Here is a 25,897-nt window from a genome sequence, read left to right as displayed (position 1 = left end):
CGTGTCCCACGACGCGCTTCTCGAATTCGACTACGAATCCGACGAGCGTGCGATACTGATTTTTCGGAGCGTCGAACGGGAGGTCGGCGAGATAGCGGGCGACCGTTCGCGGACGACCGTCGAGCGAGACGGTGAGACGGTCGTCGTTCGCGTTTCCGCCGACGACCTCGTGGCGCTCCGGGCCGGCCTGAACACGTGGCAGACGTTGGTGGGGGTCGCGGAGGACGTTTCGGAGTCCGGCGCAGGTCATCTCCCGCTCGGCTCCGGAACGAAGTAGCCGAACGCGGCGGTGCGCCGCGCGACAGTCGCGACTCGGAGGATGAACGAAACGAGGACGGCCACCGGCGAGAGAACCACCGTGACGACCAGACTGACGACGACCACCAGCGCGTCGTACCCGAGCGGCGTCGTCGGGAGGGACCGGTAGCTCATTATCGTCAGTCCCGAGACGACGATGGAGAGGACGCCGGTGTAGAGGATGTATCGGGAGAGCCGTGCGAGTTCGCGCTGGATGAATATCATCTTGAAGTACTGCCGCGCCGTGTCGAGTTGGACGAGCAGGCTCTGAATGTCGTCGAGTATCCGTTCGGTCGCGTCCGACAGCGCGTCGTCGTGTTTCGCCCTGAACCGCCGCGTCTCGTACTGTTGTATCGAATCGTTGTAGTCGAGGATGACCGCGAGCACGACGAAGAGGTCGGCGCGCGGGTCGTCGAGTCTCGCGATCTGGTCGTTCAGCCGGTCGAACAGTCGCACGTACGCTTCCATCTCCTCTCGAACGTCCGAGCCCTTGCACTTCCTCTCGAGCGAACGAACGCGATCGGCGAGCGCCAGAAATAGCTCGCGGAGGAACGCCGGCGTCTCCGGCGGACTCACGAGGGGGTCGATCTGCTCTTCGACCTCCTCCCGGAACTCCACCACCGCCTCCAACTGCCGCTTTTGGTTCCTCACCCCGCCGAACTCCTGCGAGAGGATGAGCTGATTCACGGCCACGACGACCGTGACGAGCGTCAGGATTCCGTTCACCACCCCGTTCATCATCCACATGAGCCGAGCCGGATTGGTCAGCAAGAACAGTCTCGTGACCCCGAAAACGACGTTCACGGCGAATATCCCGAGGAGAATCCCCGTCGCGACGACGAGGCGGTCTCCCCGAAACAGCAGCCACCACAGCGCGCGGTCGAGACGCCCTCTCCGAGCCACGATCACTCACCTCCGCGCGACCGATAGTGTCCGTCAGATTTCATCCGTGCCGTCTACTACCGATTCCGTCACTAACTGCTTAACGGCGTCCGTCGCCCGCCGGAGCATACGGTTCGCGGTCCGGACTATCGCCGACGCGCCTCGGGCGACTCGCTTCTCTCGCCGTTCAGCGGCCACGCTCCCGCGACGACGCCGGCCGCTCCGGCCGCCGCGACCAGCGCGGCGGTCAGGAAGAACGGCCCGCTCCACGGACCGCTCACGGCGCGCACGCTGTCCGGGTTCGGGACGAGAAAGTGAAAGTAGACGCCGAAGGCGAGCGACGCGGCCATCGAGACGACGAACACCGCGCTCCCGAGTCGCTCGCTCCCGCGCAACAGGAGCACGAATCCGACGATGGGTGCGAGCGTCACCGCGGCGACGAACGCCGACTGAAACGGCGTCAGCGGAACCGGGACGGCGGCGTGCGGAACGCCGTGGGCGAGATTGGCGAGCAGGTACGCGCCGAGCGCGACGGCGGCGACCGTCCGCTTTCGCGTCACTCGGGGCTCCCGCCCCCGGACGCGGCCGGTGCGACGGGGGACTTTGCGCCCGCCAACTCGGCGAGCGTCCCCTCCTCGCGCCACGTTTCGACCACGTCCGCCAGCCCTTCCCGATAGCTCGGGTAGCGAGGCTCCCAGTCGAACGTCTCGCGGAATCGCTCGTTCGAGGTCGGCGCGGACCGCGTCAGCAGTCGAAGCGGCTCTCTTCCCACGAAGGGGCGGGCCAGCCACCCCGGAATCCGACGGGGTTCGGGGGCGTTGAGTCGGTCGGCGAACGCGCGCACGAGGGTGTCGAACTCGACCGGTTCGTCGTCGGTGACGTGCCAGAGACCGGTCGCGTCGGATTCGGTCGCCGCGGCGAACGCCCGCGCCGCGTCCCCGACGTGGAGTATCGAGAGGGTCGCGTCCCGTCTCCCGAGGGGACCGCCGCCGAGAATCGGGAACTTCTCGTCGAGCAGTCCGGACGCCATCTCTCGGGTGTGGGACGAGTCGGGCGCGTAGAACCACCCGCAGCGCAGGACGCCGACTTCGAAGCCGCGTTCCTCGCCGCCCCGCCGGACGATTCGTTCGGCGTCGAGCGCGGAGCGCGTGGAACGGTCGGGGTTCGGCGGCGCGTCCTCGTCGAACGGCGCGCCGTCCGGTCGCCGGGCGAGCCACGTGACGCTCTGGAGGAGGAGTCGGCGGGCGTCCACCTCCGCGGCGACCGAGACGAGGTTTCTGGCCCCCTCAGCGCGCACTCGGTCGTTCAGCAGCCACTCCTCTTCGGTCGGTTTCGTGCCCGTCGGAATCGCGGTGGCGGCGTGAATCAGTACGTCGCATCCCGCCGCGGCGGTTCGGAGGGACTCGCGGTCGAGCACGTCGCCGCGACGGGGTTCGCCGCCGCGCTCGACGACGAGTTCGTCGCCTCGCGCGTCGCGCGCGAGTCCGACGACGGCGTGGTTTCTGTCGGCGAGTTCCGCGACGAGTCGGCGACCGAGCACCCCGGTCGCCCCGGCTACGAAGACGTTCATAGGTGGTGATTGGCGCGAATCGGCGATAGTGGTTGTGCCGCAGTCGTCTGGGCGATTTATAAGCATCCCGACCGATACGCCGGTGTGAAGTATCTCCGCCTCACGCTCGACCCCGGCGAAACCACGGTGCACCCCGTGTACGACGTTCTGACCGGTTCCGAGTGCGTCGAGCGAGCGCGCGGCCTCCACGGAAACGTCGCCGAGGATATCGCCACGCTCCTCTTCCACGTTCGGGGCGACGCGGAGCGGTTCTCGGCGAGGCTGGACGGCATCTCGGAGGTGCTGGACTACGAGGTGACGTCCCTCGCCGGCGACGAGTTCTACTGCTACGTCTACAACGAGACGACCGCCGTCGACGGGGCGCTGTTCGCGGCGTTCACCCGCGAGAGCGTTGTCCAGGTGTCGCCGATAGAGTACCACGACGACGGCGAACGTCGCCCGCCCGTCGTCGGCGATTCCGACGACCTCCGCGCCGCGATGGCCGACGCTCCGCCGGGCGTCGAACTCCGCGTCGAGCGGGTCGGGGAGCGGGCGACCGGCGGCGAGGATATCGGAGCGTCGTTGAGCGACCGCCAGCGAAAGGCGGCGGCGGTCGCGGTCGAATTGGGCTACTACGACGTTCCCCGACGAGCGAGCAACGAGGACGTGGCCGACGCGCTCGGGTGCGCCCCGAGCACCGCGGCGGAGCACCTCCGGAAGGCGGAGTCGAAGGTGTTCGAATCGCTGTTCTGAATTCGGGACCGCCGTCGCCGACGAACTGGGCTGTGCCGTCTCCACGGCGTCCGACCTCCTGCGACGGGCCGAGGCGCGACTGGTCGCGGACGCGCTCGGCACGCGAGTCTGACGGGCACGGACCGACGAGCACGGTCCGAACCGACCGCAAGCAGTCGATTCGGCCCCCTGACGCGCGCTCGGCTAAAAGCGTGGCTTTTTCAGTCCCGACCACGAGGTTGGAGGTATGCAGGGCAATCTTCCGCCGGAGGCACAGGAGAAGCTCGAACAACTGCAGGATCTGCAGGACACGGCCCAGCAGGTCGCGGTGCAGAAGAATCAGGCCGAGACGCAACTGAACGGGGCGCAGAACGCGCTCGACGAACTGGACGACATCGACGAGGACACGACCATGTTCCGCGAGGTCGGCGAACTGTTCGTCAAGACGGACTACGACGAGGCGCAGGAGGACCTCCAAGACAAGGTCGACAGCCTCGAAATTCGCGTCGAGACGCTCGAAAAGCAGGAGAATCGCGTCCGAGAGCAGTTCGAGCAGCTTCAGAGCGAACTTCAGAACATGCTCGGCGGCGGCGCGGGCGCGGGACCGTCCGGCCCGACCGGCCCCGGCGGCGCCGGCGGCGCGTAAGCGATGGTCAGCGACGAAGAAGTCGTTAGAACCGCCGCGGAGGCGGCCGAAGACGTAATATTTTCGCGCATCAAGCAGTCGCAGGTGAAGGATTTCGACGTGACCGTCACGTTCGAGGAGGACATCCTCGACGTGGACGTGTACCTCAACGCGTCGAACGCGGACCGCGACGAGGAGAAGGTGGCGAACGACGCCGCGCTGGCGGCCCGCGCGGCGGTGGACGAACTGTTCGCCGAGCGCGCCTAGCTCCTCCCGATTCGTTCGGGGGCGTCGGTATCCTCGGGCCTTTTCGCGGCGGTGTACGCGAGCGCGACGAAGACGACGAGCGCGAGCGCCGCGAGTGCGAGGGCGGTGAGTCGCGGAACCGAGACGCCGAGCGAGACGAGGAAGGTGGCGAAGAACCGCGCGAAAAAGAGCTTGAGAGCGGTTCCGAGGCGCATTCCGGCTCGAAAAAACGTTCTCGAAATCGTAGTCGTTGCGGTCTCACTCGCGGGGTTCGATGTTCCCGTGGGCGCGGAAGACGTCCTCCGGGTCGTACTTCGATTTCACCTCCGCGAGTCGCGCCGCGTTCTCGCCGAACGGAACCCGCGAGGGGTCCTCTTCGAGGCCGGGGAAGTTGACGTACTGGCCGTGCGCTTCCGGGTGCTCGCGCATCTCCGCGATGCTCTCGCGCACCCACGCGACGGCGGCGTCGGTCTCCCTAGGGTCGTCCCAGTTCGCCTCGAAGTTGAGTCCGAACGGGGCGTCCCGGTACGCGAAGGCCGTCTCGTCCCCGTCGACGCGGGCGACTGCGCCGCCGAGTTGCCAGATGTCGACGGTCGAGAGCGGCACCGGACACCGCTCCGAGCAGGCGACGATGCTCTCGATGACCTCGTCGTTCAACTCGTCCAGATAGAGCGATTTCCAGTAGTAGAACCGCCCGTTCGGGTAGTCTTCGTCCAGCATCATCTGGAGTTCGACGTAGGGTATCGTTCCGCTAAGGTCCACGATCGGGTCGGCGAACTCTCGGATCGGTCGGAGCGCCTCCTCGCCCTCGTCGAGGTCACCCACGTAACAGCCGAGGAAGGCGACGGCCGGGTCCCCCCACGACGACTCGGGGAACTCGTCCAGTTCCGGCACCCACGCGTAGAACGGCAGGACGCTCACCTCGTCTGGGGCGTCCTCGGTGTACTGCCGGAAGAACCGGAGTGCGTCGGTCGCCCGGTCGCCGTCGTACCAGACGAAGCAGGTGGCGACCTCCGGCCCGACCGGATGGCAGTCGTACTCGAAGGCGGTGACGACGCCGAAGTTACCGCCCCCGCCCCGGAGCGCCCAGAACAGGTCTTCGTGTTCGTCCTCGCTGGCGGTGACGAACTCGCCGTCCGCGGTCACCACGTCCGCCGAGACGAGGTTGTCGCAGGAGAGACCGTACTTCCGGCGGACGTGGCCCATCCCGCCGCCCAACGTGAGCCCCGCGATACCGGTGTCCGAGATGGCGCCGCCCGGCACGGCCAGTCCGAAGAGTTGCGTCTCCCTGTCGAGGTCGCCCCACGTCGCGCCCGCCCCGGCGCGGACTCGCCGGTCGTCCGGCCGTACGTGCACCCAGTTCATCGGTTCGAGGTCGACGACGAGTCCGTCGTCCACGATGGCCCGCCCGGCGACGCCGTGACCGCCGCCGCGAACAGCGATGGGCAGGTCGTGCTCCCGACCGAAGGTCACCGCCACGATAACGTCCGCGACGCCCTCGCACCGCGCGATCAATGCCGGTCGGCGGTTTATCATCCCGTTCCACACCCGGCGCACCTCGTCGTACGCCTCGTCGTCGGGCGTGACGAGTTCCCCTTTCAACTCCGATTCGAACGACTCGACCGCCGATTCGAGCGTTTCTTCCGTCGATTCGATAGTCTCCGTGGCCATGTTCCCCACCGTCATAGGGTAGGCGCGAAGAGTCGATAAACGCGACTGCGGGACGGTCTGACAGGTCTCAGGGGAGGAAGAAGATGAGGATGCTGATGGCCGTCACCGCGAGGATGACCGCGCCCGCCAGCGCCCCGCCCATGGCGATGACCGCGTTGGCGTGGCTCGCCAGCGTCTCGGTGCGGTCGTTTCCGAACACCGTCACCTCGGCGTACTCGCTCTCCATCCCCGCCTCGACCGGTTCGAGGTCGGCGGCGGCCTCCTCGACCAGCCGATTCACGAGGGAGATGAGTTCGTCGTGGTCGATGGCTCCGCCGACCTGATTCGAGGACTCGACCATGTTGACGACGTGGGTGTCGGTGGTCATCACCTCCACCTCGTCCGTCCCGACCGCGTCTACGATTCGGTCGCGGAGTCCGGGTTCCATGTTGTTGCCGTCCACGAGCACGTAGGCCGTCCGCTGTCCGGCGACCTCGACCACGGCGACTCGGATGCCGAGCGGGCCGATTCCGTCGGCGGGCGTCCACGCCGTCTCGTCCCACGCGACGCCGAGTTGCGGCCGCCCGCGGGCCGCCGCGCCGAGTTCCGTCGCGGCGGCCCGCGCCGCCTGAATCATCTGGAAGGAGCGCTCGCTGCCGGGGTAGACGTGGCCGAGGTCTTCGCCCTGCAGTCCGTTGTTGCAGTTGTGCGCGTCCACGAGCATCACCTCGTCCAGCCCGCTCGACCGGGCTTCCGCGGTGGCGGCGAGTCCGACCGCGTACTCCACGTCGTCGGCGAACTTCGGCGAGTAGGTGGCGACCAGCAGGGCGTCGTCGCCGAACGCCTGCCCGATCAACTTGGCGTCGCCCTCCTGCGTCCGGACGCTCCGGCTCGCGGAGTCGCTGTACTCGATCCGCTCGTAGGCCGATTCTGCGGTTTCGAGGATGGTGTCCACCTCGCGCTCGGTGACGAGGTTGAAGTCGTGCCCGGCGGTGGCGTGGGGCGGAAAGGCGAGGCCTTCGGACTGGCTCGCGACGCGGCGGGGGAGGTTGCCGCCGCCTATCTCGCCCATCGGTCCGGGGTGTATCATCGGCAGGACGAACCGGGCCTTCTCGTTCCCGTCCGTCCGGCGGAACGAGAGCACGGTGACGGGAACGACCGCTTTCTGGCCGATCTGTTCGAAGAAGTCCTCCAGTTCGCGGGTTCCCTCCGCGATGTGGCCGATGAACCCCCTGATGAAATCGAGCGAACTGACGCCGAGGCTGCGCCGCCACGGACGGTCGATGACGGTGAGGAAACCGTACACGCCGAGGGCGTACATCCCGCTGACGATGGCGAGGACGAGAAAATCCCTCGGCTCGATGATGCCGAGCGCTTGGGGGGCCTGGTCCCCGCGGGCGAGCAGCTTCTGCACGAGCGGACCGCCGACTTCGATAACGCGAATCGTCTCGCTGTAGATGAAAAAGAGCACCGCGGCGGTTCCGGTCTGGATGCTGGCGGGGACGGTCGAGACCAGGAACGAACTCCGGGAGACGGCCATCACGACGAGGAGGCGAAAGGCGAACACGGACGCGAGGCTGACGATGAGAGCGTCGAACACGAACTGTTGGTCGAATCCCGACAGGGCCGCGACGGTTCCGGCGATCGTCATCACCGCGACGACGATCACCTCGCACGTCAGCGCCAGCAGCGACGACCGGTTGTACGTCAACTGGCCGCCCAGACGGCGGTCGACCGGCGTCGTCAGGACGCTCGCGGCGACCGTCGGAATCCCGATGAAGAAGACGCCCTCCCACGCGTCCTGCAGGACGTACCGCGAGTCGAACGCCCCGATTCCCGCGATGGCCGCGATGAACAGCGCGAAGGTGACGCTCGCGTACCACCGGGGGGCACGGAAGATGTAGCGAGAGAGGCTCGCCAAGTCGCCTTGGGTCGCTGTCATTGAAGGAAGGCCACGCCGGGGAGAGTTAAAGAATGCTACTCGCAGACGGCGAGGAAATTTTCGAACACTTCCTCGCCCTCGTCGGTGTGCGCCACTTCCGGGTGCCACTGGACGCCGTACAGGTCGCGGTCGGCGTCGCTCATGGCCTCGATGCCGCACACGTCGCTCGTGGCGGTGCGCTCGAAGCCCGACGGGACTCGCTTCACCTCGTCGGCGTGGCTGGCCCACACCCGCGTCTCGGGTGCGAGCGACCCGACGAGCGGGTCGTCGTCGTCGGTAATCTCGATCGTCACGTCGGCGTACCCGCCGTAGTCGCCGCCGCCGACCTCGCCGTCGAGAACGTGCGCCATCACCTGCATGCCGAGGCAGATGCCGAGGACGGGAACGCCGAGTTCGAGGTAGTCGGCGCAGCGGCCGATGTCGTCCATCGACGGCCCGCCGGAGAGGACGAGTCCGTCGGCGTCGATATCTTCGGGGGGCGCGGTGTTGTCGACGAGGTCGGTTTCGACCCCCATGTCACGGAGCGCCCGGTGTTCGAGGTGCGTAAACTGGCCGTGGTTGTCCACGACGAGAATCTTCGTCATTGCCGGGCGCTACGAAGGGCGGGAATAAAAACCGCTCGTCACCGCCTCGCCGCGACCGCCCCGGCGAGCAGGGCGAGCGCGACGCCGACGGTCGTCCACTCGGGGTGTTCGACCAGCACGTCGGTCCCCGGCAGCGCGTTCGGCTCTAGCGTCACCCCTCCGTCCGTCGATTCGTCCGCCGAACCGCTCGTTCGCCCGTTCGACGTGGTGGACGAGCGACCGTCGGTCGTGCCCTCCGCCACCCGAACCGTCGCGTTCGCCTCGTCGGTTTGCCCCTCGCCGTCGACGACAGTCACCCGCGCCGTGCGTTCGCCGGGCGTCTCGTAGGCGTGGTCGACCGTCGATTCGTTCGTCGTCTGGTCCACGGTCCCGTCGCCGTCGAAGTCCCAACGATACGCGGCCACGTCGCCGTCCGGGTCGCTCGTCCCGCTCGCGTCGAACGTCACCGACTCGCCCGTCCCGACTCCGCCCGCGCCCCGCACGCTGAGCGCGGCCTCCGGCGGAGCGCCGCACCCGCCGGGGTGGACGGTCACGGGCGCGCCCATGTCGAGGTCCGTCTCGGTCGGGTCGCTCGCGCTCCCGGAGAGGAACGTCCACGAGTTCACCGGCTCCGACCCGAAGCGCGGGTCGTGGAGCGCGGCGTCCTCGTTCCAACTCGGGGAGACGGTCGTCCGAAAGTCGCCCGATAGGCCGCGGAAGACGGCTCCGTCGATGCGGGAACCGGTCCACGTCCAGTCGATGCGGTTCCGCGACCACCGGTCTTCGCGCCCCTCGTAGGTGTCGTCCATGAGCACCCACCGCCCCGACTCCGGCAGTCCGTCGAACCGGAACGACACCGCGCTCATCGGGAGGTTCTCCCCGGTGCGCCCGGCCCGTCGCCGGTCGTGGAGTATCACGAGACTCACGACCCCGTCGGGGGCCTCGTAGAGGAACATCGTGCTCCCGTTCTCGCGGGTGAGCGACGACGGCGCGAAGGAGCTGTACGACCAGTCGCTCGGTTCGGTGTAGGGGTTCCGGTAGTCGTAGAATCGCACGACGTTCTCGTTTCCTTGGATGGGTTTCACCGCGACGCAGGTGTCGCCCTGTTCGACGGCGTACACGTCGTGCTCGGACGCCGGCGCGTCGGGAAGGTCGCCGCCGGGTAGTCCGGGCGGCGGGAGGGCCGCGGCGGTACCGAGCGTGGAGAGGAGGAGGAGGGCGATTACCGCGGTGCGTCCGCTCATCGACGATACGACCTCGCGGTTCGGTGCGGGCGGCTCGTGGCGAATCGATATCTCATGTTCTCGGCGTCCGCGTCGAGCGGACTATCGTCGCCGAAAACGGGACTTTCCCACTTTGTTATGTTCCGTCTGACACCGCGTAGGGTGCACTTGGACCGGCCGAACCGGAGCTACGCGACGCGCTTCAGCGCGAAGTGCGCCACCGGAAGCGCGACGAGGAACAGCGGAACCACGTACAGAACTTGCGTGAAAGGGTCGGGCGGTGTGAGAACCGCGCCCGCGACGAACGCGAGCAAGAGGGCGAGCAGGACGGTTTTGACGGCGTGTTCGCCGGAGACCATATCACTCGATGTCACCGCTTCGGTATCAGTCTTCCTCCAGCAACGCGGGCAGGTCGTTTATCGAATCGACGACCGCCGCCGCCCCCGCCGCCTCGTACTTCCGGCGGCCTTCCGCCCCCGTCAGTCCGCCCGTCAGGACGCCGACGCCGAAGTACTCGCGGTCGGGGTCGGCCTCGGTCGCGTTCACGGCGGTCCGGATGTCGTCCAGCGTGTCGCCGACGAAGACGACGCGTTCGGCGTCGAATCGCTCGGCCAGCGTCGTCAGCGCGTGCGGGTGGGGTTTACCCTGCTCCCAGTCGTCCATCGTGAAGCGGCGTTCGTCGGCCACGTCCACTCCGGCGCGTTCGAGGGCGATGTCGGCCTCCGCCGCGGGCCTGCCGGTGACGACGCCGACGGGATAGCTCGAGGCGAGTTCGGCGAGCGTCTCCGACTCGACCAGCACGGGCTCGTCGTTGATGTAGCCTCGCGCGTCGAGCGTCGGCTCCGCGCCTTCGATTTCGGCGTACAGGTCCCGCCCGAGGTAGAGCTGCTGGAACACCTCGCGCAATCGCTCGGGACTCCACGCCTCGCGGACGCGGGCGAGGGCGTCGTCGGGCAGGGCGGCGGACTCGACGTCCTCGGCGGCGTCGAGTCCGCCGCCCCGCTCGGCGATTCGGTCGGTGAACTCCTCGATGGATTGGCCGAGACCCTCGCGCGAGGCGAGGACGAACAGCGCCGCGGCGTACGTGAGTTCCCAATCGTTGTTGAACCCGCCCGCGTCCTTGAACGCCTGCACGTCCGGTTTGGGGATGGTGTCGCCGTAAACCCGCGACAGCGATTCCACGATGGCCCGCCGGTAGGAGTCCGCCACGTCCACGAGCACCCCGTCGATGTCCAGCACGACAGCGTCCGCGTTCATACGCTGGCGTTCGCGCGACGCGACAAGGGTCTACCGACTCGCTTTTGTCGGTTCCGCTGCCACGCACGACCGATGAAGGCCGAGGAACTACAGCGACTCTACGGACGCGAGGAGTACTACTGGGGAACGGAGCCCAACGAACTGGCCGAGTCGGTGCCGAAGTTCGCCCCCGACCGCGAGGTGCCGACCGCGGTCGACATCGGCGCCGGCGAGGGTCGGGACGCGGTGTTCCTCGCGGAGCGGGGGTACGACGTCCTCGCCGTCGACCCCGTCCCCAACGGTCTCGACAAAGCCGAGCGACTGGCCGAGGAGCGCGGCGTCGAGATACGGACCCGCGAGGCCGACGTGAACGACCTCGACTTCCCCGCGATGGACGCGGTGTACTCCTGCGGCACGCTCCAGTACCTCCGCCCGGAGAATCGAGTCCGGCAGTTCGAACGGTTCAAAGCCGACACCACGGACGGCGGAATCCACGTCCTGTTCGCCTTCGTCGACCACCCCGATATTCCGACCCCGCCCGACTGGGGGGCGAACGAGCACTTCTACGACCCGGGCGAACTTCGGAGCTACTACGACGACTGGACGGTGCTGGCGGATGACGAGTTCGTCTTCGACGACGACTCCGGCGGCGAACCGCACCGGCACGCGGCGGAGACGCTCGTTGCGCGCAAACCGGACGAGTAAAAACGACGCACGTCGGCGCTCTCCCTCCGAAGAAATTTAAACGAAGGGTGAAATCAATATTTTCGGAAAGTGCACCGGTATTAACTGAACAGCGCCCGTATCTTCGACCGTAGATGGAAGAGTACAACATCGAAGTGACCGGCATGAGTTGTAAAGGCTGTGAGCACGCGGTTCGCGAGAAAGTGACGGGCCTCCGCGGGGTGAGCAGCGTTTACCCCGACGCCCAAGCGGACGAGGTCACCGTCGCGGGCGAACCCGGAGCGGCCGAGCGCGTCCGTCAGGCGATCATCGAACTCGGGTACGAAGCCGAAGCCTAAGCGGTACTCGGTCGCTCTCGACTCCGCGAACCGTCTCTCACCGCTCCGCCTCGGTTCCGGCGCGGTCGGCGCGCGTCTCCCGCGCCCAGAACAGCGTCTCCCCCGGAATCGTCTCCCGTCGCACCGAAATCGCCGGTTGGTCGCCGCCCAGCGTCGTGAACACGAAATCGGCGTCGCAGGCGCTCGCGACCGCCAGCGCGGGGCGGTGCAGTTCCGGCGGGATGTTGAGCGCGTAGAGCACGTCCGCGGCCTCGTACACCGCCGCGTCGGGGTCGGTCACGTCGTCCAGCGCGAACCGAACGCCGCCCGGAACGTCGCGGGGCGCGACGTCGGTCGCGGTGACGGCAACCCCCGCGTCCGAGAGCGCCTCCGCCACGTCGGTTCGGTTGCCGATTCCGACCTCGACGGCGCGCCGGTAGTCGGCGAGGCGGGCGACGATTCCGTCGCGGGTGTCCGGGTTCACGGCGGGATGTTTATGGGCCGTCCCCCCATAGGGGTTGCTATGTTGATTGACATCGTCCCCGTGGGGGACGTAGCGGGACGGGTCAAGCGCGAGGCGTCTGCGGCCCTTCGGACGATCTACGACTGCGACGTGATGGTACACGACCGACAGGAGATTCCGGCGGGGTCGCACGACCCCAACCGCGACCAGTACCGGGCGGAGGATTTCATCGAGTTGGCAAGTCGCATCGGAACCGGAGAGAAGAACATCGCCATCACGCCCCAGGATCTCTTCTACCGCCGTCGAAACTACGTCTTCGGTCTCGCCTACCTCGACGGGAGCGGGAGCGTCATCTCCACGTTTCGGCTTCAGCCCGCGTCGGACGGTCTCTCCTCCGACGGCGGCATCTCGACCAAGCCCGCCGACGAGGTGTTCTCCGACCGCGTGCGCAAGGAGGTCGTCCACGAAATCGGCCACACGCTCGGCCTCGAACACTGCGACAACTCGCGCTGCGTCATGAACTTCTCGCCGACCGTCCGCGAGGTGGACGTGAAAGAGGAGAACCTCTGTGGCACCTGTCAGCGTCAGGTGCTCTGAACGCCGACGAGTCCGATCGAGACGGTCGTCCGAAAAACGTTAGCGCCAGCGCTCGATGCCGCTTCCGACGAGCGCGAGCAGACCGAAGAGGAGGACGAACGACTGCTCCGCGAGGCCGTCCGGCGCGACGTACTTCACCATCGATATCGCCCACGAACTGCGTTCGTGGACGACCGACGCGCCGCTAGTCCGGTTCGGTATCCCCGCCTCGCGCGCGGTCGGCCCGTCGCTACCCTCTCCCGGGAGTCGGTCCGCCTCGTAGGGGAGCGACCCGGTTTCGATGGACCAGACGACGTCGCCATTCTCGTCCAGTTCCACGACGCGGTCGTTGTACGAGTCGGTGACGAGGGTGTGGCCGTTCGACAGGCGGTCCGCGTCGCGCGGCCAATCGAAGACCGCGCTCCCGCCGTACTTCCAGACGACGCTCCCGTTTCGAATCTCCACGACGCGGTCGTTCTCGCTGTCCGCCACGAGCAGGGTGTCGCCGAGCGTGTCCGGGTTGTGCTGTTCGTGGAGCACGTCGCCGCGCTTCGAGAACGAGTCGGGACCGACGACCGGTTCGACGCGGACCGAACCGTTTCGAACGTGCAGGTCGACCACCGTGTCGAAGTTCCGGAGGCTGACCCGGAAGACGCCCGGTTCGATCCTGTCGACGTCGTTCGCGTGCGTCCAGTCGCCCTCCGCGCCCATCTCGGGCGGGCGCTCGTAGCGGTCGGTCGCGTTCCACCGCCAGAGGACCTCCTTCGCGCGGTTCACCGCGAACACGCGGTCGTTACCCATGTCCACGAGCACCCAGCGGGGTTCGCCGTCGACGGTGTAGCGGTCGGCGTCGTGCAACTCGTGCGCGTGGAGTTTCGCGTCGAACCACGCGTACTCCCACAGGGTCGCTTTCGTCCCTTTCTCCACGACGCGGAGCGCGTTTCGCACGCAGTTTCGGTGTCCGTCGTCGCGGAACCGGGGCGGGCACCGCTCGTCCGGAATCTCGTCCGCCACGGCGATCTGGACGCGGTTCGGGCCGAGGGCTTCCACGTCGAACACGTCGTCCGCCTTCGCGTACTCCCAGACGACTTCGCCCCGCGGGGTCACCTCGATGGCCCGTCCTTCGTGTTCGTACCCCTGAAGGGCGACGAGGGTGTTGTTCGCGGGGCGCTCTTCGTCGACCGTCGGGTGGGGGCGGTCGGGTGCGGTGAGCGCCCCGACTCCGGCGGTCGTAAAGAACAGGACGGCGAGGAGGGCGAACAGTTTCGCGCGGTTGTCGGAGACCGAGAGCCACGCGACGAGCGTCGAAATCACTGTCGGGCGCTACATCGGGCCGGAAAAAAGGTGATTCGGTTCGTCGCTGCCGCGGGCCGTTCGCGTGAATCACCGGGAGCGCGACCCGCCGACGCGACCACCGTCGAAGAACAGTGACGATGGCCGAATCGAAGAACCGGAGGGTCGAACGATGAGAGCACTCCTTTCGGTCCTTTCACAGGCAGTTTTATCGTCGAATACGGCGATGTGAAGTCGATGACTTCCGCGAACGGAGGAGACGCAAGCGGAGAGGACGGTTCTCGGCGAGACGTCGGCGCGGGGATGTCGATCGGTCTCGTCCTCGGTATCGCCATCGGCGTCGCGATGAACGAGTTGCCCATGGGAATCGCCCTCGGAATCGTCCTCGGCGCGGGCATGGAAGCCGGTTGGCCTCGAAAACAGCGGTCGTAATTCGTTCGTTAGGGTTTCGCCGGAGAGAACTGAGTAGTTAGCTGTAGTAGTACTCGCCCTCGCCCTTCTGCTGGCGGTCGAGTTGGCTGCCCGGCTTGTTGATGCGCGGGCGACCCACGTTCTCGTCGCGGCGGAACGTGATGTCGAGGTTGGCGAGGAAGTCGTTCATCCCCTCTCGCATCCCCTTCGGGCGGCCCGCGTGACCGTGTTGAGCGGGTTCGCCGTCGAACACCATCAGGCGGTCGGAGACGAGGTCTATCATGTAGATGTCGTGGTCGATGACCAGCACCGTGGCGTCCTGCATCTCGGCGTAGCGCCGGATGGCGCGCGTCGCCCGGACGCGCTGTTCCACGTCGAGGTACGCCGAGGGTTCGTCCAGCAGGTAGAGGTCGGCGTCCTTCGACAGGCAGGCCGCGATGGCGACGCGCTGGCGCTCGCCGCCGGAGAGGTCGGTCAAGTTCTGCTCCATGATTCGGTCGAGCAGCAGCGGTTGGGCTATCTCGGTGTTCCAGTACGAGGAGCCGAAGTCGTCGGTCAACGACGAGAGGAAGGCGTCCACGCGCATCGGCTGGTCGATTTCGATGTACTGCGGTTTGTAGGAGATGCCGAGTTCGAAGTCCACGCTCCCCTCGTCGGGTTCCAGTCGCCCGGCGAGCAGTTTGGCGAACGTCGACTTCCCGATTCCGTTCGGGCCGACGATGCCGAGCACCTCGTTCTCGTATATCGTCCCGCCCTCCACGTCGAGCGAGAACTCGCCTTCGCCGTAGGACTTCGAGAGGTCGGGGTACTCCGCGAGGGGGTCGGCGGTCGTCGCCTCGCGCGGCGCGTGCTCGTCGAACTCGATGGGGTTCGGGCGGATGCGCATGTTCTCGTTGTTGAGGTAGCCCGCGAGGTACTCGTTGATGCCGTTGCGCACCGATTTCGGCGTCGTGATGACGCCGTACGCGCCGGGTTCGCCGTAGGCGACGTGGAGGTTGTCGGCCACCAGGTCGAGGATGGCGAGGTCGTGTTCGACCACGAGCATCGACCGCCCGTCCTCGCCCGCCATCTCCTGAATCAGGCGGGCGACCTTGACGCGCTGGCTGATGTCGAGGTACGGCGTTATCTCGTCGAGGAAGTAGAAGTCCGCGTCGCGGGCGAGCGCCGCCACCAGCGCCACGCGCTGGAGTTCGCCGCCGGAGAGACTGTCGATGTCCTGCTCCATCACGTGCTCGATTTCGAGGCGGGCGAGCAGGTCGTCCAGCACGCCGCGCTCGTCGGTTCGGGAGAGCAGTTCGGCGGTGTTCCCGTCGAACCGGTCGGGAATCTTATCGACGTACTGGGGCTTCCGCGCGACGGTCACGTCGCCGTCCCGCACGTCTTCGAGGTAGTTCTGTAGCTCCGTCCCGCGGTAGCGTTCGAGCACGGCGTCCCACCCCGGCGGGTTCTGGAACTGACCGAGGTTCGGCGCGAGTTCGCCCGCCAGAATCTTCACGGCGGTCGTCTTCCCGCTTCCGTTGGGGCCGAGGATTCCCGTCACCTGCCCCTCCTGCGGAATCGGAAGACCGTACAGCGCGAAGGCGTTCTCGCCGTACCGGTGGGTCGGGTCGTCCTGTAGCTCCTGCGGGAGGTTGATGATTTCGATGGCGTCGAAAGGGCACTTCTCGACGCAGATGCCGCAGGTCTCGCCGAGACAGATCTCCTCGCTGATGTGAATCTGGTCGGGTTGGCCCTCGTCCGCGTCCTCGCCGCGGAGCGTGATGCACTCCTTGCCGGTCCGGTTCGGCGGGCAGTAGTTCTTACACTCGTAGTTGCACCTGTCGGGTTGGCATCGCTCCAGGTCTACGACGGCGATGCTGTCTTCCGCCATGGTTACACCTGTACGTGGTTCATGAGCAGAATCCCCCACGTGATGAACCACAGCGAGAACGTCATGAACGCTACGAAGAGGTGGTCTTTGACCCCGTCGAGTTCGTATCCGATGAATCGAAGGAGCGGAATCTGGACGACCACGAACGCGAGCATGATGGCCAGTCCCATCTGGTCTTTCGCCGCCACGTCCGTCGTCCCCACTACCGCGGCGGAGACGAACGCTGCGACGATTCCAGCTATCGAAGCGAGCGACGTGACGGTGATACTTCGGAGATGGGCCGCCCGTCGCTCTGATGCCTGTTCAGTCGCCATGGGTGCCACTCGGGTACCCTGCCTCAAAAGGCGTTCGTTTGTCCGCATTCCGCGTTCGTCCGAACCGTCGCGGCGAGCGAACGGGAACCACCGCACGCGGCCACCCGCGGTTCCCGTCGTTACCTCAACCCATAAACCTCCGTCGTCCGTTGCCCGACACATGGCGATTCACGTACTCGTCGTCGGAGCGTACGGAAGCGCGGGCGTCGCCGTCGCCCGGAGCCTCGCCGACGAACCGAACGTCCGGTTGACCCTCGTGGACGACGGGGTTCCGGGCGGCGGGTTGTGCATCCTCGAAGGCTGTATGCCCTCGAAGGAGGTGCTGTCGGCGGCGGCCCACCGCTACCACGTCCGCCACGACCCCCGGCTCTCCGGAACGCCCGACGTCGACCTCGAATCGGTGGTCGACCGCAAGGACGAGCACGTCCTCGGCTTCGCGGAGCACCGCCGCGAAGCGGTCCACGACCTCGCGGAGCGCGAGAACGTCGAGTTCCACCACGACTCCGCCCGGTTCGTGGACGACCGCACCGTCGCGGTCGGCGACCGCGAAATCGAGGCGGACTACGTCGTCGTCGCCACGGGGTCGGTCGTGAACGTTCCCGACCTGCCCGGCATCGACGACGTGGAGTACGCGACCAGCGCGGACGTGTTGGACGCGACCGAGTTTCCCGATTCCGGCGTCGTGATGGGCTTCGGGTACGTCGGCATCGAACTCGTCCCCTACCTGAGCGAGGCGGCGGGGATGGACGTCACCGTGGTCGAACACGACGAACGACCGCTGGACGAGGCCGACGACGCGTTCGGGGACGAACTGCTCGACATATACCGCGAGGAGTTCGACGTCGAAATCCTCACCGAAACCCGCGAGAAGCGCGTCGAACCGACCGACGACGGGGTTCGCCTCCACGTCGAGCGCGACGGGGAGGAGCGCGCTATCGACGCCGACCGGCTCTTTCTGTTCACGGGTCGGCGACCGAACCTCGACGGACTCGGACTGGAAAACACCGCGCTCGAACCGGGGACGGGGTGGGTCGACGACACCATGCAGGCCCGCGACGCCCCTCGAACGTTCGTCGTGGGGGACGCGAACGGGAAAGAACCCATCCTCCACGTCGCCAAAGAACAGGGGTTCACGGCCGCCGAGAACATCCTCGCGCACGCTCGCGGGGACGACCTCGACCGGTACGAGAACGTCCACCACCACGTCGTCTTCTCGGCCGCCGGCGTCTACCCCTTCGCCAGGGTCGGCGTCTCGGAGCGCGTGGCTGACTCGGAGGACAGGGAGTACGTGGCGGTGACGCGCCGGGCGAGCGACGACGGCGTGTTCGAGACGAAGTACGCCCCGGAGGGACTCGCGAAGCTCGTGGTCGACGCGAACGACGGGACGGTGCTCGGGTATCAGGGCCTCCACTACCACGCCGACGTGATGGCGAAGACGATGCAGGTCGTCGTCGAACGCGAGATGGACGTGCGCGACGTTCCCGATAGAGCGTTCCACCCGACGACTCCCGAGATTCTCGACGGGCTGTTCCGCGAGGCGAGTTCGAAGATCGAACGGTGACGGGTCGCGGCGTCCGGTTTCAATCGTCCGTCGACTTCGCCTCGTCGGCGACCTCCCACCGAAGCGTGACCGCCCACTGACGGGTGTCGTCCCGAGTCGAGGAGTGTTCGACGAGTTCCACGTCGCCGGCGGGGCGGGGGTGTCCGTCGCCGGCGTCGCCCGCCGGACGCATCCCCTCGTAGCGACCGGCCAGTTCCTCGCGGAGGTCTCGCAGGTAGTCGGCGAGTTCGTCGCGGTCCAGCGACGCCGTGGTCTCGGTGTCGTAGCTCGTCGCGCCCCGTCCGACGCCGCCCGGCGCTCCCGAGGAGTGGTCGCCGACGACCGCGTTGATGACCGCGCCGAGCAGGAGGACGAGCCCCGTGAAGTACAGGTAGGTGACGATGACGACGACGCTGCCGAGGAAGCTTCCCGACCCCGGGTCTTTGAGGACGAGGTAGATCTGGAACAGTCCTTGGAGCGCCGCCCACCCGACCGCGGCGAATATCACGCCCGGCAGCACGTCGTCCATCCCGACCTCGGTGTCGGGAAACCGGTAGTACACGGGGAACAGCGCGATAACGAGGCCGAGGACGAGTATCAGGGGCGTCAGGTAGCCGAGGAAGGGGACGGCGTCGGAGAACCGCGCGAAGGCGGCGCTGACGCCCACCGTCGCCACGATGGCGATGACGAGCGAGACGAAGACGACGAGTCCGTCCACGAGCTGGTCGACGAAGGAGTTGCGCGTCTCGGTCTCGTATATCTCCGAGAAGGCCGTGTCGAGACCGCGGAATATCTTGAGCGTTCCCCAAACGAGAACGATCAGCCCGACGAACGAGGCGCTGGCGGCCGACGAACTCCCTTCGAATATCCGTTCGACGACGCTCGCGATGGGACCGGGGAGCCAGTTCCCGGCGACCGCGGCGATGCGCGCTTCGAGGCCGCCGCCGAAGATGGAGATGACGAACAGGAGCAAGAGGAGCATCGGGGCGAGCGAGACGATGGCGTTGTACGCGATGCCCGCGGCCATGAACGTCACGTTCTTCTCGGAGAAATCGGAGACGACCCGCTTCGCGACCCCCCAAAAGTCGGAAACCCTGACCATACGTCCCGGTTCGGCGGTTACGTTTGAAATCGCTGTGGCCGTTTCCGCCGCGTCGTCGGCCGTCCCTTCGAGCGTCGGTCCGCGACCGCGGTTCGATTTTCCGCCCGAGACCGACGCTCGGAAACGAACGCAGGTAAGGCTAAAAACCGGGGGGACATAGAGACGGATATGAAGGCCAAGCGGGAGTATCGACGCCGCGCGGACATCGAAGTCCGGGTGCTCGACGCCCTCGTGGACCGGAGCGAGGAGGGGATGACGGTCTTCGAACTCCGGTCGCACGTGGAGGCCGACATCGACGACTTGGAAGCCGCCCTCGCGAATCTCAAGGAGGACGACCTCATCAACGCGAAAACGGAGAACGGACGAACCAGAATCAAACCGGACGAGCGCGTCATCCCCGACCCCGACGAACAGGGCGAAGAGCCGTCCATCGTCGACCGAATCATCGACCGCTTACCCCTGTAGCGCATCCGACGTTTTTACTCCCCTCGGGCATCGAATACCCGTATGAACGCTCTCGAAGAGATACACCGCGACCACGGGGCCACGTTCTGCTCGGTCGGTAACCGCCGCGTTCCGCGCGACTACGGCAGGCCGGAGCGAACGCACCGCGCCGTCAGGAACGGCGTCGGACTCGCCGAGATGCCCTACGGCGTCGTGGTCGTCTCCGGCGACGACCGCATCGAGTTCGTGGACAACGTCGTCTCGAACTCGATTCCCACGGAGGACGGGCGGGGGACCTACGCCCTGCTCCTCGACCCGCAGGGTCGAATCGAACTCGACATGTACGCCTACTGTACGGACGACAGCCTCCTGCTCTTTACGGCACCCGGGAGAGCGACCCCGCTCGCGGAGGAGTGGCGCGAGAAGGTGTTCATTCAGGACGTGGAGATCTCGGTGGCGACCGACCGGTTCGCCGTCTTCGGCGTCCACGGGCCGCAGGCGACCGAGAAGGTCGCCAGCGTGCTGAACCACGCCGGCACGCCCGACGAACACCTCTCGTTCGTCCGGGGAAAGATATCCGACGTCGGCGTGACGGTCGTCAGAACCGACGCGCCCACGGGCGAGGAGGGGTACGAGGTCGTCTGCACGACCGGCGAAACGGAGGACGAAATCGGGCGCGCGCGACCGAACGTCGAACTCGTCTTTAACACACTCCTTACTCGCGGGCTGAACGCCGCCCCCTTCGGCAGGCGGACGTGGGAGTCGCTGACGCTGGAAGCCGGGACGCCGCTGTTCGAGTTCGAACTCGACGGCGAGATTCCGAACGTCCTCGGCCTGCGGAACGCCCTCGACTTCGACAAGGGCTGCTACGTCGGTCAGGAGGTCGTCTCGCGCGTCGAGAACCGCGGGCGGCCGAGTCGGCGACTCGCTGGACTGCTCCCCGAAACCGTGCCGGAGCGAGGGGCCGCCGTCTTCGACGGCGACGAGGCGGTCGGCGAAGTCACCCGCGCCGTCGAGAGCCCGTCCCGCGAGGAACCCGTCGCCATGGCGCTGGTGGACTACGGCGTGACGGACGGAACGGAACTGACGGTGCGAGTCGACGGCGAGGACGTGTCCGCGGAATCGGCGGCGCTCCCGTTCGTGGAGGGAAGCGACGCCTCCCGGCGTCTCCCGAAGTACGAATAGAGCGGACGACCCTCGAAGGAATCCCCTTCCGAGTTCCGATTTGCGAACCCCGTCGCGGAACCGCTCAGTACTCGCTCCGGAGGTGGATGGCTTCGTCCGTTATCTTATCGACGGCGTCGTTGCGGAGGGGATAGGTGTCCCGCTCGGTCGACCCCCAGCCGAGCTTCGACTTCAGCTCCGAACTGACGCCCGGATCGGGGTCGACGTACGCCGTTCCGTCCCGCACGTCGTCCACGATGCCGATGTGGTCGCCGTTTCCCGCGACGACGACCTTGGCCTCGTCGTTTTCAGTGACCTCGCTCGACATGGACGATACTGAGAGTTCGAACCGCCGAGAATCTACCGGCCGCGCCCCGGGTGGCCGCCGGGACTATGGGCGGCGACGGCGTATCCCGACGCGAGATGACCGCCGAACTCACCGACGACGACAGGGGAAAGACCGTCGTCAGCGGCACCGAACGAATCGGCACCGTCACCGACGTCAGCGGCGACACGGCGTACGTCGACCCGGACTGGGACCACGTCCCGGACGGCCTCAGGGAGACGCTCGACTGGGACGAGGACGACGACACCCACCAACTCGACGAGTCGATGGTTACGGCGGTGCGGAACTCGGAAGTCCGACTCCGCGACGACTTGGTGTAGTCGGCCAGCCGAGGCGCTCTCGCGGTCGGTTTTTCGTTTCGCGGAAGCGCGGCTCGACCGGTCGGACTCGACCGTCGTTAACGACTAAAGATCTTTTCCGCGGTCGGACGGGCCGATTTTTCCATCACGATAGTGTCATCATCGGACGGAAACAGTTTTTAACCACTTCGTTATACCACTAGGTGATATGCAAGGGTTCGACGGATTCGCGGACGTCAGCGAGGCGGAAGTGACTCGAGCGATCGGCGGCGCGTGGAGCGAGGAGTTCGACGAGTTCTCCGAGAACGAGGTCATCGTCGTCGGCGGCGGGCCGTCCGGACTGATGGCGGCGAAGGAACTCGGCGAGCGCGGCGTGCAGACGATGGTCGTCGAGAAGAACAACTACCTCGGGGGCGGGTTCTGGCTCGGCGGGTTCCTGATGAACAAAGTCACGGTTCGCGACCCGGCCCACTCCGTGCTCGACGACCTCGGCGTCCCCTACGAGGAGTCCGACGAGGCGGAGGGACTGTACGTCGCGAACGGCCCGCACGCCTGCTCGTCGCTCATCGAGTCCGCCTGCGCCGCGGGCGCGAAGATGCAGAACATGACCGAGTTCACCGACGTGGTCGTCCGCGAGAACCACCGCGTCGGCGGTATCGTCATGAACTGGACGCCGGTTCACGCCCTGCCGAGGGAACTCACCTGCGTCGACCCCATCGCGGTCGAGTCCGACCTCGTCATCGACGCGACGGGCCACGACGCCGTCGTCGTCTCGAAACTTCAGGAGCGCGGCGTGCTCGACGCGCCGGGTCTCAGTCACGCGAAGGAACACAACACGGGCATGGACAAGACCGCGGACGATCAGTACGGCGCGCCCGGCCACGACTCGCCCGGCCACGACTCGATGTGGGTCGCCAAGAGCGAGGACGAGGTGGTCGAACACGCCGGGAAGGTTCACGACGGTCTCGTCGCCACCGGCCTCGCCACCGCGACGACCTACGGGCTGACCCGGATGGGGCCGACCTTCGGCGCGATGCTCCTCTCGGGCAAGCGCGCCGCGCAGGTCGCGCTGGACGAACTCGGCGTCGGCGGAACGGTCGAGATGTCGGGAACGCCGTCGCCCGCGGACGACTGAGGGGAGTCGGTCGTCGGCGGTCGATAGCCTATTTTCGGGGGGTCGCTCGGTTCGCCGGAAAGCGATAGCCCGGTTCCGAGTCGCTACGCCAATCGCCCGCCCGCGATTCGAACGATTCCCATCACGTGCTCGCTGTCCCGCGTCTCGACCGCGCGCTCCGAGAGCGCCCGCCGCGCCTCCGAAATTCGCTCGTCCAGCACGTTCCACGGCGGGCGCTCGAAGTCCAACACGCTACCGGGCGTCGAGGCGACGACCAGTCCGCGGAAGGCCTGATTCAGGGGCCACGAGTATGGGTTGGCGCTCTGGCCCGCGTCGAGGAGCGCGAGGTGGCCGCCGGGGCGCACCCAGTTCGTCCAGTGCCCGACCGTCGTGTAGGGGTCGTCCAGCATCCCTACCACGAAGGTGGCGAGCACGGCGTCCACCTCTTCGCGGGGTTCGAACGTAGCGGCGTCCGCCTGCACGAGGTGGACGTTCTCCCACCCCTCTCGGGTCACCCGGTCGCGGGCTCGTTCGAGCATCCCGCGGGTGAAGTCCACGCCGACGACTCTCCCCTCGGAACCGACGCGACGCCGAAGGTGCGGGAAGTTTGCGCCCGTGCCGCAGCCCATCTCCACGACGGTGTCGCCGGGCGAGAGTGCGAGTTCGGAGACCGCGCGCTCGCGCAGGCTCGACAATCCGGGCGTCGTCGACGCGAGCAGGTCGTACAGCCGCGCCCACCGACCGTAGAACCGCTGGGCGGTGGAGGTTCCGCTCCGTGACATGCGCGCTCGTAGGCCGCGAATCGACAAAAGAACCCGGGGCGGAACCCGGTACCGTCGCCGCGGTACTTCCGCTCTCTCGACCGAGTTCTTACTCGAACAGGCCGTCGACGTCGCGTTCGCGCGACGCCCGGCGTTCCGCGTGCTGTCGAAGTCGTCGAAACACCAGTCCTCGATTCTCGTCCTCCCGCACGAAATCCACGACGAGGGTGACGAAATGACTCCCCTCGTCGCCCGATTCGAGGTCGTCGCGGGCGAACTCGACGGCGCGCTCGACGGTCCTCTCGTCGTACCCGAACTCCTCGGCGAGCACGAGCGCCGCCGCCGCGGAGTCGTCGAAATCGAGATCGTCGGGCAGGAGAACGACCCCGCGATGGGTCAACCGCGGCGGCGCGACCCGCTCTGCGTGTTCGGGGTCGTCGCGGACCGCGCGGAGGTAGTCCCGAACGTCGCCGACGTTGACGCCGCGGTAGTTCGCCGGAAGCCCGTCGAGGTACGCCACCGCGCTCTCGGCCAGCCCTCGAACTCCCTCCCAGTTCGATCCGCGGGCGTGGTACACCGCCGCGGTGAACTGGATGAGACCGTGGAGAAATCGCTCGTCGTCGGAGTCGCGTTCGAGTTCCAGCCAGTGGTCTTCCCACGCGTCGTGGGCGGCGTGGAACTCGCCTGCGTTGTAGATGGCGACGCCGGCGCGAAGGGAGTTCTCCATGTCGTCACCTTCTCGTCGGAAGCGAAAATCCCTTCCGAACCGGCAGTTGTTAGCAAACCACAATGACTATTCGGGCGGGTGCCGTACCACTCAAGGAGGGATGTTACAGGGGCCGGTCACGGACGAACGTTCGCTCAATAGGATATTCCGCTTGCTAGCGAGCGAACAGCGACGATACGTGCTGTACTATCTCCACGATCTGGATGGCTCCGCCGAGCTCGACGACATCGCCACGCAGGTCGCGGCGTGGCAACGCGAGAAACCGTCCGAGGAGGTGACGGACGACGAGCGCGAGCGAACGATGATCCGCTTGCGGAACGTCGACCTGCCGAAGTTGGCCGACGCGGGCGTCGTCGAGTACGACGCGAGGACGGGGATGGCTCGGTTCCGCGAACCGGGGAGGCTCTTCGGACTGTTCCTCCTCTTCGCGGCGAAGGTGGAGCGACCGGTCGCCGACTAGCGGTACCGAAACGCTTCGCTACGGGTATCGCTATCGTGCGGAAGAAAAGGTGGTTTACTTCCCCGTCTTCTTCGCGGCCCACTTCTTCGCGTCCTGTACGAACAGTCGGTAGTTCTCAATTTTACTCATACACGAGTAAATACTCGTCAGGGGTTAAAAAGTGTCACGATCGAGGAGACATTTGGCCTGTGGACGCATAGCAGACCGGCGCGCGTTCGCCGTTCGGGAGGGCCAGAATTGACCGAACGGTAACGATCATACCCCCGATAGGCGTCGTTTCGGTATGGACGACCTCGAACGGAAACGACTGACGACGGCGTCGTTCGGCGAACTCGCGGGCGACTACCTCGACAGCGACGTCCACCGAACGGGCGCGGACTTAGAACTGCTCGCCTCGTGGTGCGACGACGCGACCCGCGCGCTCGACGTCGCGTGCGGGGCCGGACACACCGCCGCGGCGCTCGCCGACGCGGGCGTCCCGACGGTGGTCGCCGCCGACGCGACGCCCGCGATGGTCGCGACCGCCGCGGAAGCGTTCGACGTGGTCGGCACCGTCGCCGACGCGGAGCGCCTCCCCTTCGCGGACGACGCTTTCGACGCGGTCACCTGTCGAATCGCGGCCCACCACTTTCCGGCCCCGCGGGCGTTCCTCCGCGAGGTCGTCCGCGTGCTCGCGCCCGGCGGCGTCTTCGCGTTCGAGGACAACGTCGCGCCGGACGACGAGCGACTCGCCGCCTTCTTCGACCGGTTCGAGCGCCTCCGCGACCCGAGCCACGGCGAGGCGGTCTCGGTCGAACGGTGGCTCGACCGGTTCCGCGAGGCGGGATTCGCCATCGACGAATCGACGACCGTGCGGAAGGAACTGGACTACGAAGCGTGGGTCGACCGGACGAATCCCGACGAGGAACGGCGGGAGGAACTTCGCGAGCTCGTTCGGCGGCCGGAGGCGAAAGCGGTGTACGGCGTCACCGTCGAAGACGGTGCGGTTCGCGGATTCGGTAACGAGAAGGTGTTGATTCGGGCGACGAAGTGAGGGGACGACCCGCTCCGCTCATCGCGCCACGCTC

Annotated in this window: 33 protein-coding genes; 15 read left to right on the top strand and 18 right to left on the bottom strand. The window is 66.9% G+C overall.

From position 1 onward, the window contains the following. Position 1: 1 nt before the first annotated feature. Entirely contained in the window at positions 2 to 277 is a 276-nt protein-coding gene (locus tag LIX00_RS08245; protein WP_227352719.1) for a KEOPS complex subunit Pcc1, read from the top strand. Here the strand turns inward: LIX00_RS08245 and LIX00_RS08240 are convergent. From LIX00_RS08240 to LIX00_RS08230, 3 genes are all read right to left on the bottom strand, one after another. Then, the gene (locus LIX00_RS08240) at positions 247 to 1,200 is read right to left on the bottom strand and encodes a DUF7972 family membrane protein (protein WP_227352718.1); all 954 of its coding nucleotides are present in this window, start codon (positions 1,198 to 1,200) and stop codon (positions 247 to 249) included. The two genes, LIX00_RS08245 and LIX00_RS08240, sit on opposite strands and share 31 nt — an antisense overlap. A 125-nt stretch (positions 1,201 to 1,325) precedes the next feature. Further along, on the bottom strand, positions 1,326 to 1,739 hold the full coding sequence (locus LIX00_RS08235; protein WP_227352717.1) for a hypothetical protein: 414 nt from the start codon (positions 1,737 to 1,739) through the stop codon (positions 1,326 to 1,328). After that, positions 1,736 to 2,749 carry an NAD-dependent epimerase/dehydratase family protein gene (locus tag LIX00_RS08230; protein WP_227352716.1) on the bottom strand — a complete coding sequence of 338 codons (1,014 nt, stop codon included), beginning with the start codon at positions 2,747 to 2,749 and terminating at the stop codon, positions 1,736 to 1,738. The genes LIX00_RS08235 and LIX00_RS08230 overlap by 4 nt, the downstream gene beginning before the upstream one ends. An 84-nt stretch (positions 2,750 to 2,833) precedes the next feature. On the opposite strand from LIX00_RS08230, the gene LIX00_RS08225 reads away from it, so the two are divergent. The 3 genes from LIX00_RS08225 (at position 2,834) to LIX00_RS08215 (ending at position 4,352) form a co-directional block, all read left to right on the top strand. Then, positions 2,834 to 3,481: a helix-turn-helix domain-containing protein gene (locus LIX00_RS08225; protein WP_227352715.1), complete on the top strand. Its 648-nt coding sequence runs from the start codon at positions 2,834 to 2,836 to the stop codon at positions 3,479 to 3,481. A 226-nt stretch (positions 3,482 to 3,707) separates the two neighbouring features. Continuing rightward, positions 3,708 to 4,106: a prefoldin subunit beta gene (locus LIX00_RS08220; RefSeq protein ID WP_227352714.1), complete on the top strand. Its 399-nt coding sequence runs from the start codon at positions 3,708 to 3,710 to the stop codon at positions 4,104 to 4,106. Between the two features lie 3 nt (positions 4,107 to 4,109). Further along, positions 4,110 to 4,352, top strand: a complete 243-nt coding sequence (locus tag LIX00_RS08215) for a DUF3194 domain-containing protein (RefSeq protein ID WP_227352713.1) — start codon at positions 4,110 to 4,112, stop codon at positions 4,350 to 4,352. On the opposite strand, the gene LIX00_RS08210 is transcribed toward LIX00_RS08215, so the two are convergent. The 7 genes from LIX00_RS08210 to LIX00_RS08180 all read right to left on the bottom strand — a co-directional run bounded on the left by LIX00_RS08210 (position 4,349) and on the right by LIX00_RS08180 (position 10,966). After that, a complete protein-coding gene (locus LIX00_RS08210) occupies positions 4,349 to 4,546 on the bottom strand; it encodes a hypothetical protein (RefSeq protein WP_227352712.1) in 198 nt (65 codons plus the stop codon). The genes LIX00_RS08215 and LIX00_RS08210 overlap by 4 nt on opposite strands. Before the next feature lie 43 nt (positions 4,547 to 4,589). Further along, positions 4,590 to 6,002, bottom strand: coding sequence for an FAD-binding oxidoreductase (locus LIX00_RS08205; protein ID WP_227352711.1), 1,413 nt, complete (start codon positions 6,000 to 6,002; stop codon positions 4,590 to 4,592). A 67-nt stretch (positions 6,003 to 6,069) separates the two neighbouring features. After that, positions 6,070 to 7,923: a DUF2070 family protein gene (locus tag LIX00_RS08200; RefSeq protein WP_227352710.1), complete on the bottom strand. Its 1,854-nt coding sequence runs from the start codon at positions 7,921 to 7,923 to the stop codon at positions 6,070 to 6,072. A 35-nt stretch (positions 7,924 to 7,958) separates the two neighbouring features. Further along, positions 7,959 to 8,507 carry a GMP synthase subunit A gene (locus LIX00_RS08195; protein ID WP_227352709.1) on the bottom strand — a complete coding sequence of 183 codons (549 nt, stop codon included), beginning with the start codon at positions 8,505 to 8,507 and terminating at the stop codon, positions 7,959 to 7,961. Positions 8,508 to 8,545: 38 nt separating this feature from the next. Then, positions 8,546 to 9,730: a PKD domain-containing protein gene (locus LIX00_RS08190; protein WP_227352708.1), complete on the bottom strand. Its 1,185-nt coding sequence runs from the start codon at positions 9,728 to 9,730 to the stop codon at positions 8,546 to 8,548. Between the two features lie 167 nt (positions 9,731 to 9,897). After that, positions 9,898 to 10,068: a twin-arginine translocase subunit TatC gene (locus LIX00_RS08185; protein ID WP_227352707.1), complete on the bottom strand. Its 171-nt coding sequence runs from the start codon at positions 10,066 to 10,068 to the stop codon at positions 9,898 to 9,900. 25 nt (positions 10,069 to 10,093) lie between these two features. Then, complete coding sequence (locus tag LIX00_RS08180) at positions 10,094 to 10,966, bottom strand: TIGR01548 family HAD-type hydrolase (protein WP_227352706.1); 873 nt, start codon at positions 10,964 to 10,966, stop codon at positions 10,094 to 10,096. Between the two features lie 72 nt (positions 10,967 to 11,038). Here LIX00_RS08180 and LIX00_RS08175 point away from each other — a divergent pair, with 72 nt between their 5' ends. Both LIX00_RS08175 and LIX00_RS08170 read left to right on the top strand, forming a co-directional pair. Then, positions 11,039 to 11,650 carry a methyltransferase domain-containing protein gene (locus LIX00_RS08175; RefSeq protein ID WP_227352705.1) on the top strand — a complete coding sequence of 204 codons (612 nt, stop codon included), beginning with the start codon at positions 11,039 to 11,041 and terminating at the stop codon, positions 11,648 to 11,650. Between the two features lie 113 nt (positions 11,651 to 11,763). Next, on the top strand, positions 11,764 to 11,967 hold the full coding sequence (locus LIX00_RS08170; protein ID WP_227352704.1) for a heavy-metal-associated domain-containing protein: 204 nt from the start codon (positions 11,764 to 11,766) through the stop codon (positions 11,965 to 11,967). A 37-nt stretch (positions 11,968 to 12,004) separates the two neighbouring features. On the opposite strand, the gene LIX00_RS08165 is transcribed toward LIX00_RS08170, so the two are convergent. Beyond that, positions 12,005 to 12,430: a UPF0146 family protein gene (locus LIX00_RS08165; RefSeq protein ID WP_227352703.1), complete on the bottom strand. Its 426-nt coding sequence runs from the start codon at positions 12,428 to 12,430 to the stop codon at positions 12,005 to 12,007. Positions 12,431 to 12,469: 39 nt separating this feature from the next. Between LIX00_RS08165 and LIX00_RS08160 the strand changes: the two genes are divergently transcribed. Next, positions 12,470 to 13,006, top strand: a complete 537-nt coding sequence (locus tag LIX00_RS08160; RefSeq protein WP_227352702.1) for an archaemetzincin family Zn-dependent metalloprotease — start codon at positions 12,470 to 12,472, stop codon at positions 13,004 to 13,006. Positions 13,007 to 13,045: 39 nt separating this feature from the next. Here the strand turns inward: LIX00_RS08160 and LIX00_RS08155 are convergent, their stop codons facing one another. Continuing rightward, positions 13,046 to 14,299, bottom strand: a complete 1,254-nt coding sequence (locus tag LIX00_RS08155) for a hypothetical protein (protein ID WP_227352701.1) — start codon at positions 14,297 to 14,299, stop codon at positions 13,046 to 13,048. 216 nt (positions 14,300 to 14,515) lie between these two features. Between LIX00_RS08155 and LIX00_RS08150 the strand changes: the two genes are divergently transcribed. Beyond that, entirely contained in the window at positions 14,516 to 14,710 is a 195-nt protein-coding gene (locus LIX00_RS08150; protein WP_227352700.1) for a glycine zipper domain-containing protein, read from the top strand. Between the two features lie 37 nt (positions 14,711 to 14,747). Here the strand turns inward: LIX00_RS08150 and LIX00_RS08145 are convergent, their stop codons facing one another. Both LIX00_RS08145 and LIX00_RS08140 read right to left on the bottom strand, forming a co-directional pair. After that, entirely contained in the window at positions 14,748 to 16,559 is a 1,812-nt protein-coding gene (locus LIX00_RS08145; RefSeq protein ID WP_227352699.1) for a ribosome biogenesis/translation initiation ATPase RLI, read from the bottom strand. Between the two features lie 2 nt (positions 16,560 to 16,561). Beyond that, positions 16,562 to 16,873, bottom strand: coding sequence for an EMC6-like membrane protein (locus LIX00_RS08140; protein ID WP_227352698.1), 312 nt, complete (start codon positions 16,871 to 16,873; stop codon positions 16,562 to 16,564). A 160-nt stretch (positions 16,874 to 17,033) separates the two neighbouring features. Between LIX00_RS08140 and LIX00_RS08135 the strand changes: the two genes are divergently transcribed. Next, entirely contained in the window at positions 17,034 to 18,434 is a 1,401-nt protein-coding gene (locus tag LIX00_RS08135; protein ID WP_227352697.1) for a dihydrolipoyl dehydrogenase family protein, read from the top strand. Between the two features lie 19 nt (positions 18,435 to 18,453). Here LIX00_RS08135 and LIX00_RS08130 read toward each other — a convergent pair whose 3' ends face one another. Next, the gene (locus LIX00_RS08130; protein ID WP_227352696.1) at positions 18,454 to 19,515 is read right to left on the bottom strand and encodes a YihY/virulence factor BrkB family protein; all 1,062 of its coding nucleotides are present in this window, start codon (positions 19,513 to 19,515) and stop codon (positions 18,454 to 18,456) included. A gap of 168 nt (positions 19,516 to 19,683) precedes the next feature. Between LIX00_RS08130 and LIX00_RS08125 the strand changes: the two genes are divergently transcribed. Both LIX00_RS08125 and ygfZ read left to right on the top strand, forming a co-directional pair. Continuing rightward, a complete protein-coding gene (locus LIX00_RS08125; RefSeq protein WP_227352695.1) occupies positions 19,684 to 19,980 on the top strand; it encodes a DUF6432 family protein in 297 nt (98 codons plus the stop codon). A gap of 42 nt (positions 19,981 to 20,022) precedes the next feature. Continuing rightward, positions 20,023 to 21,144 carry a CAF17-like 4Fe-4S cluster assembly/insertion protein YgfZ gene (gene ygfZ / locus LIX00_RS08120; RefSeq protein WP_227352694.1) on the top strand — a complete coding sequence of 374 codons (1,122 nt, stop codon included), beginning with the start codon at positions 20,023 to 20,025 and terminating at the stop codon, positions 21,142 to 21,144. Positions 21,145 to 21,208: 64 nt separating this feature from the next. Here the strand turns inward: ygfZ and LIX00_RS08115 are convergent, their stop codons facing one another. After that, entirely contained in the window at positions 21,209 to 21,451 is a 243-nt protein-coding gene (locus LIX00_RS08115; RefSeq protein ID WP_227352693.1) for a DUF8593 domain-containing protein, read from the bottom strand. A 95-nt stretch (positions 21,452 to 21,546) separates the two neighbouring features. On the opposite strand from LIX00_RS08115, the gene LIX00_RS08110 reads away from it, so the two are divergent. Together LIX00_RS08110 and LIX00_RS08105 are read left to right on the top strand one after the other, a co-directional pair. Then, positions 21,547 to 21,789, top strand: a complete 243-nt coding sequence (locus tag LIX00_RS08110; protein WP_227352692.1) for a DUF8593 domain-containing protein — start codon at positions 21,547 to 21,549, stop codon at positions 21,787 to 21,789. A gap of 187 nt (positions 21,790 to 21,976) precedes the next feature. Next, positions 21,977 to 22,903: a sulfide-dependent adenosine diphosphate thiazole synthase gene (locus LIX00_RS08105; RefSeq protein WP_227352691.1), complete on the top strand. Its 927-nt coding sequence runs from the start codon at positions 21,977 to 21,979 to the stop codon at positions 22,901 to 22,903. Positions 22,904 to 22,986: 83 nt separating this feature from the next. Here LIX00_RS08105 and LIX00_RS08100 read toward each other — a convergent pair whose 3' ends face one another. Together LIX00_RS08100 and LIX00_RS08095 are read right to left on the bottom strand one after the other, a co-directional pair. Continuing rightward, a complete protein-coding gene (locus tag LIX00_RS08100) occupies positions 22,987 to 23,664 on the bottom strand; it encodes a class I SAM-dependent methyltransferase (protein WP_227352690.1) in 678 nt (225 codons plus the stop codon). Positions 23,665 to 23,752: 88 nt separating this feature from the next. Next, the gene (locus tag LIX00_RS08095; protein WP_227352689.1) at positions 23,753 to 24,370 is read right to left on the bottom strand and encodes a DUF309 domain-containing protein; all 618 of its coding nucleotides are present in this window, start codon (positions 24,368 to 24,370) and stop codon (positions 23,753 to 23,755) included. Between the two features lie 100 nt (positions 24,371 to 24,470). Between LIX00_RS08095 and LIX00_RS08090 the strand changes: the two genes are divergently transcribed. Continuing rightward, positions 24,471 to 24,830, top strand: a complete 360-nt coding sequence (locus LIX00_RS08090; RefSeq protein WP_227352688.1) for a DUF7344 domain-containing protein — start codon at positions 24,471 to 24,473, stop codon at positions 24,828 to 24,830. 283 nt (positions 24,831 to 25,113) lie between these two features. Then, a complete protein-coding gene (locus tag LIX00_RS08085) occupies positions 25,114 to 25,863 on the top strand; it encodes a class I SAM-dependent methyltransferase (RefSeq protein ID WP_227352687.1) in 750 nt (249 codons plus the stop codon). Positions 25,864 to 25,897: the final 34 nt, after the last annotated feature.

It is taken from the genome of Haladaptatus salinisoli (genome assembly GCF_020614375.1).
Taxonomy (GTDB): Archaea; Halobacteriota; Halobacteria; order Halobacteriales; family Haladaptataceae; genus Haladaptatus; species Haladaptatus salinisoli.
The sequence above is the reverse complement of the archived record's forward strand: the minus strand, read 5'-3'. Positions and strand labels throughout refer to the sequence as shown.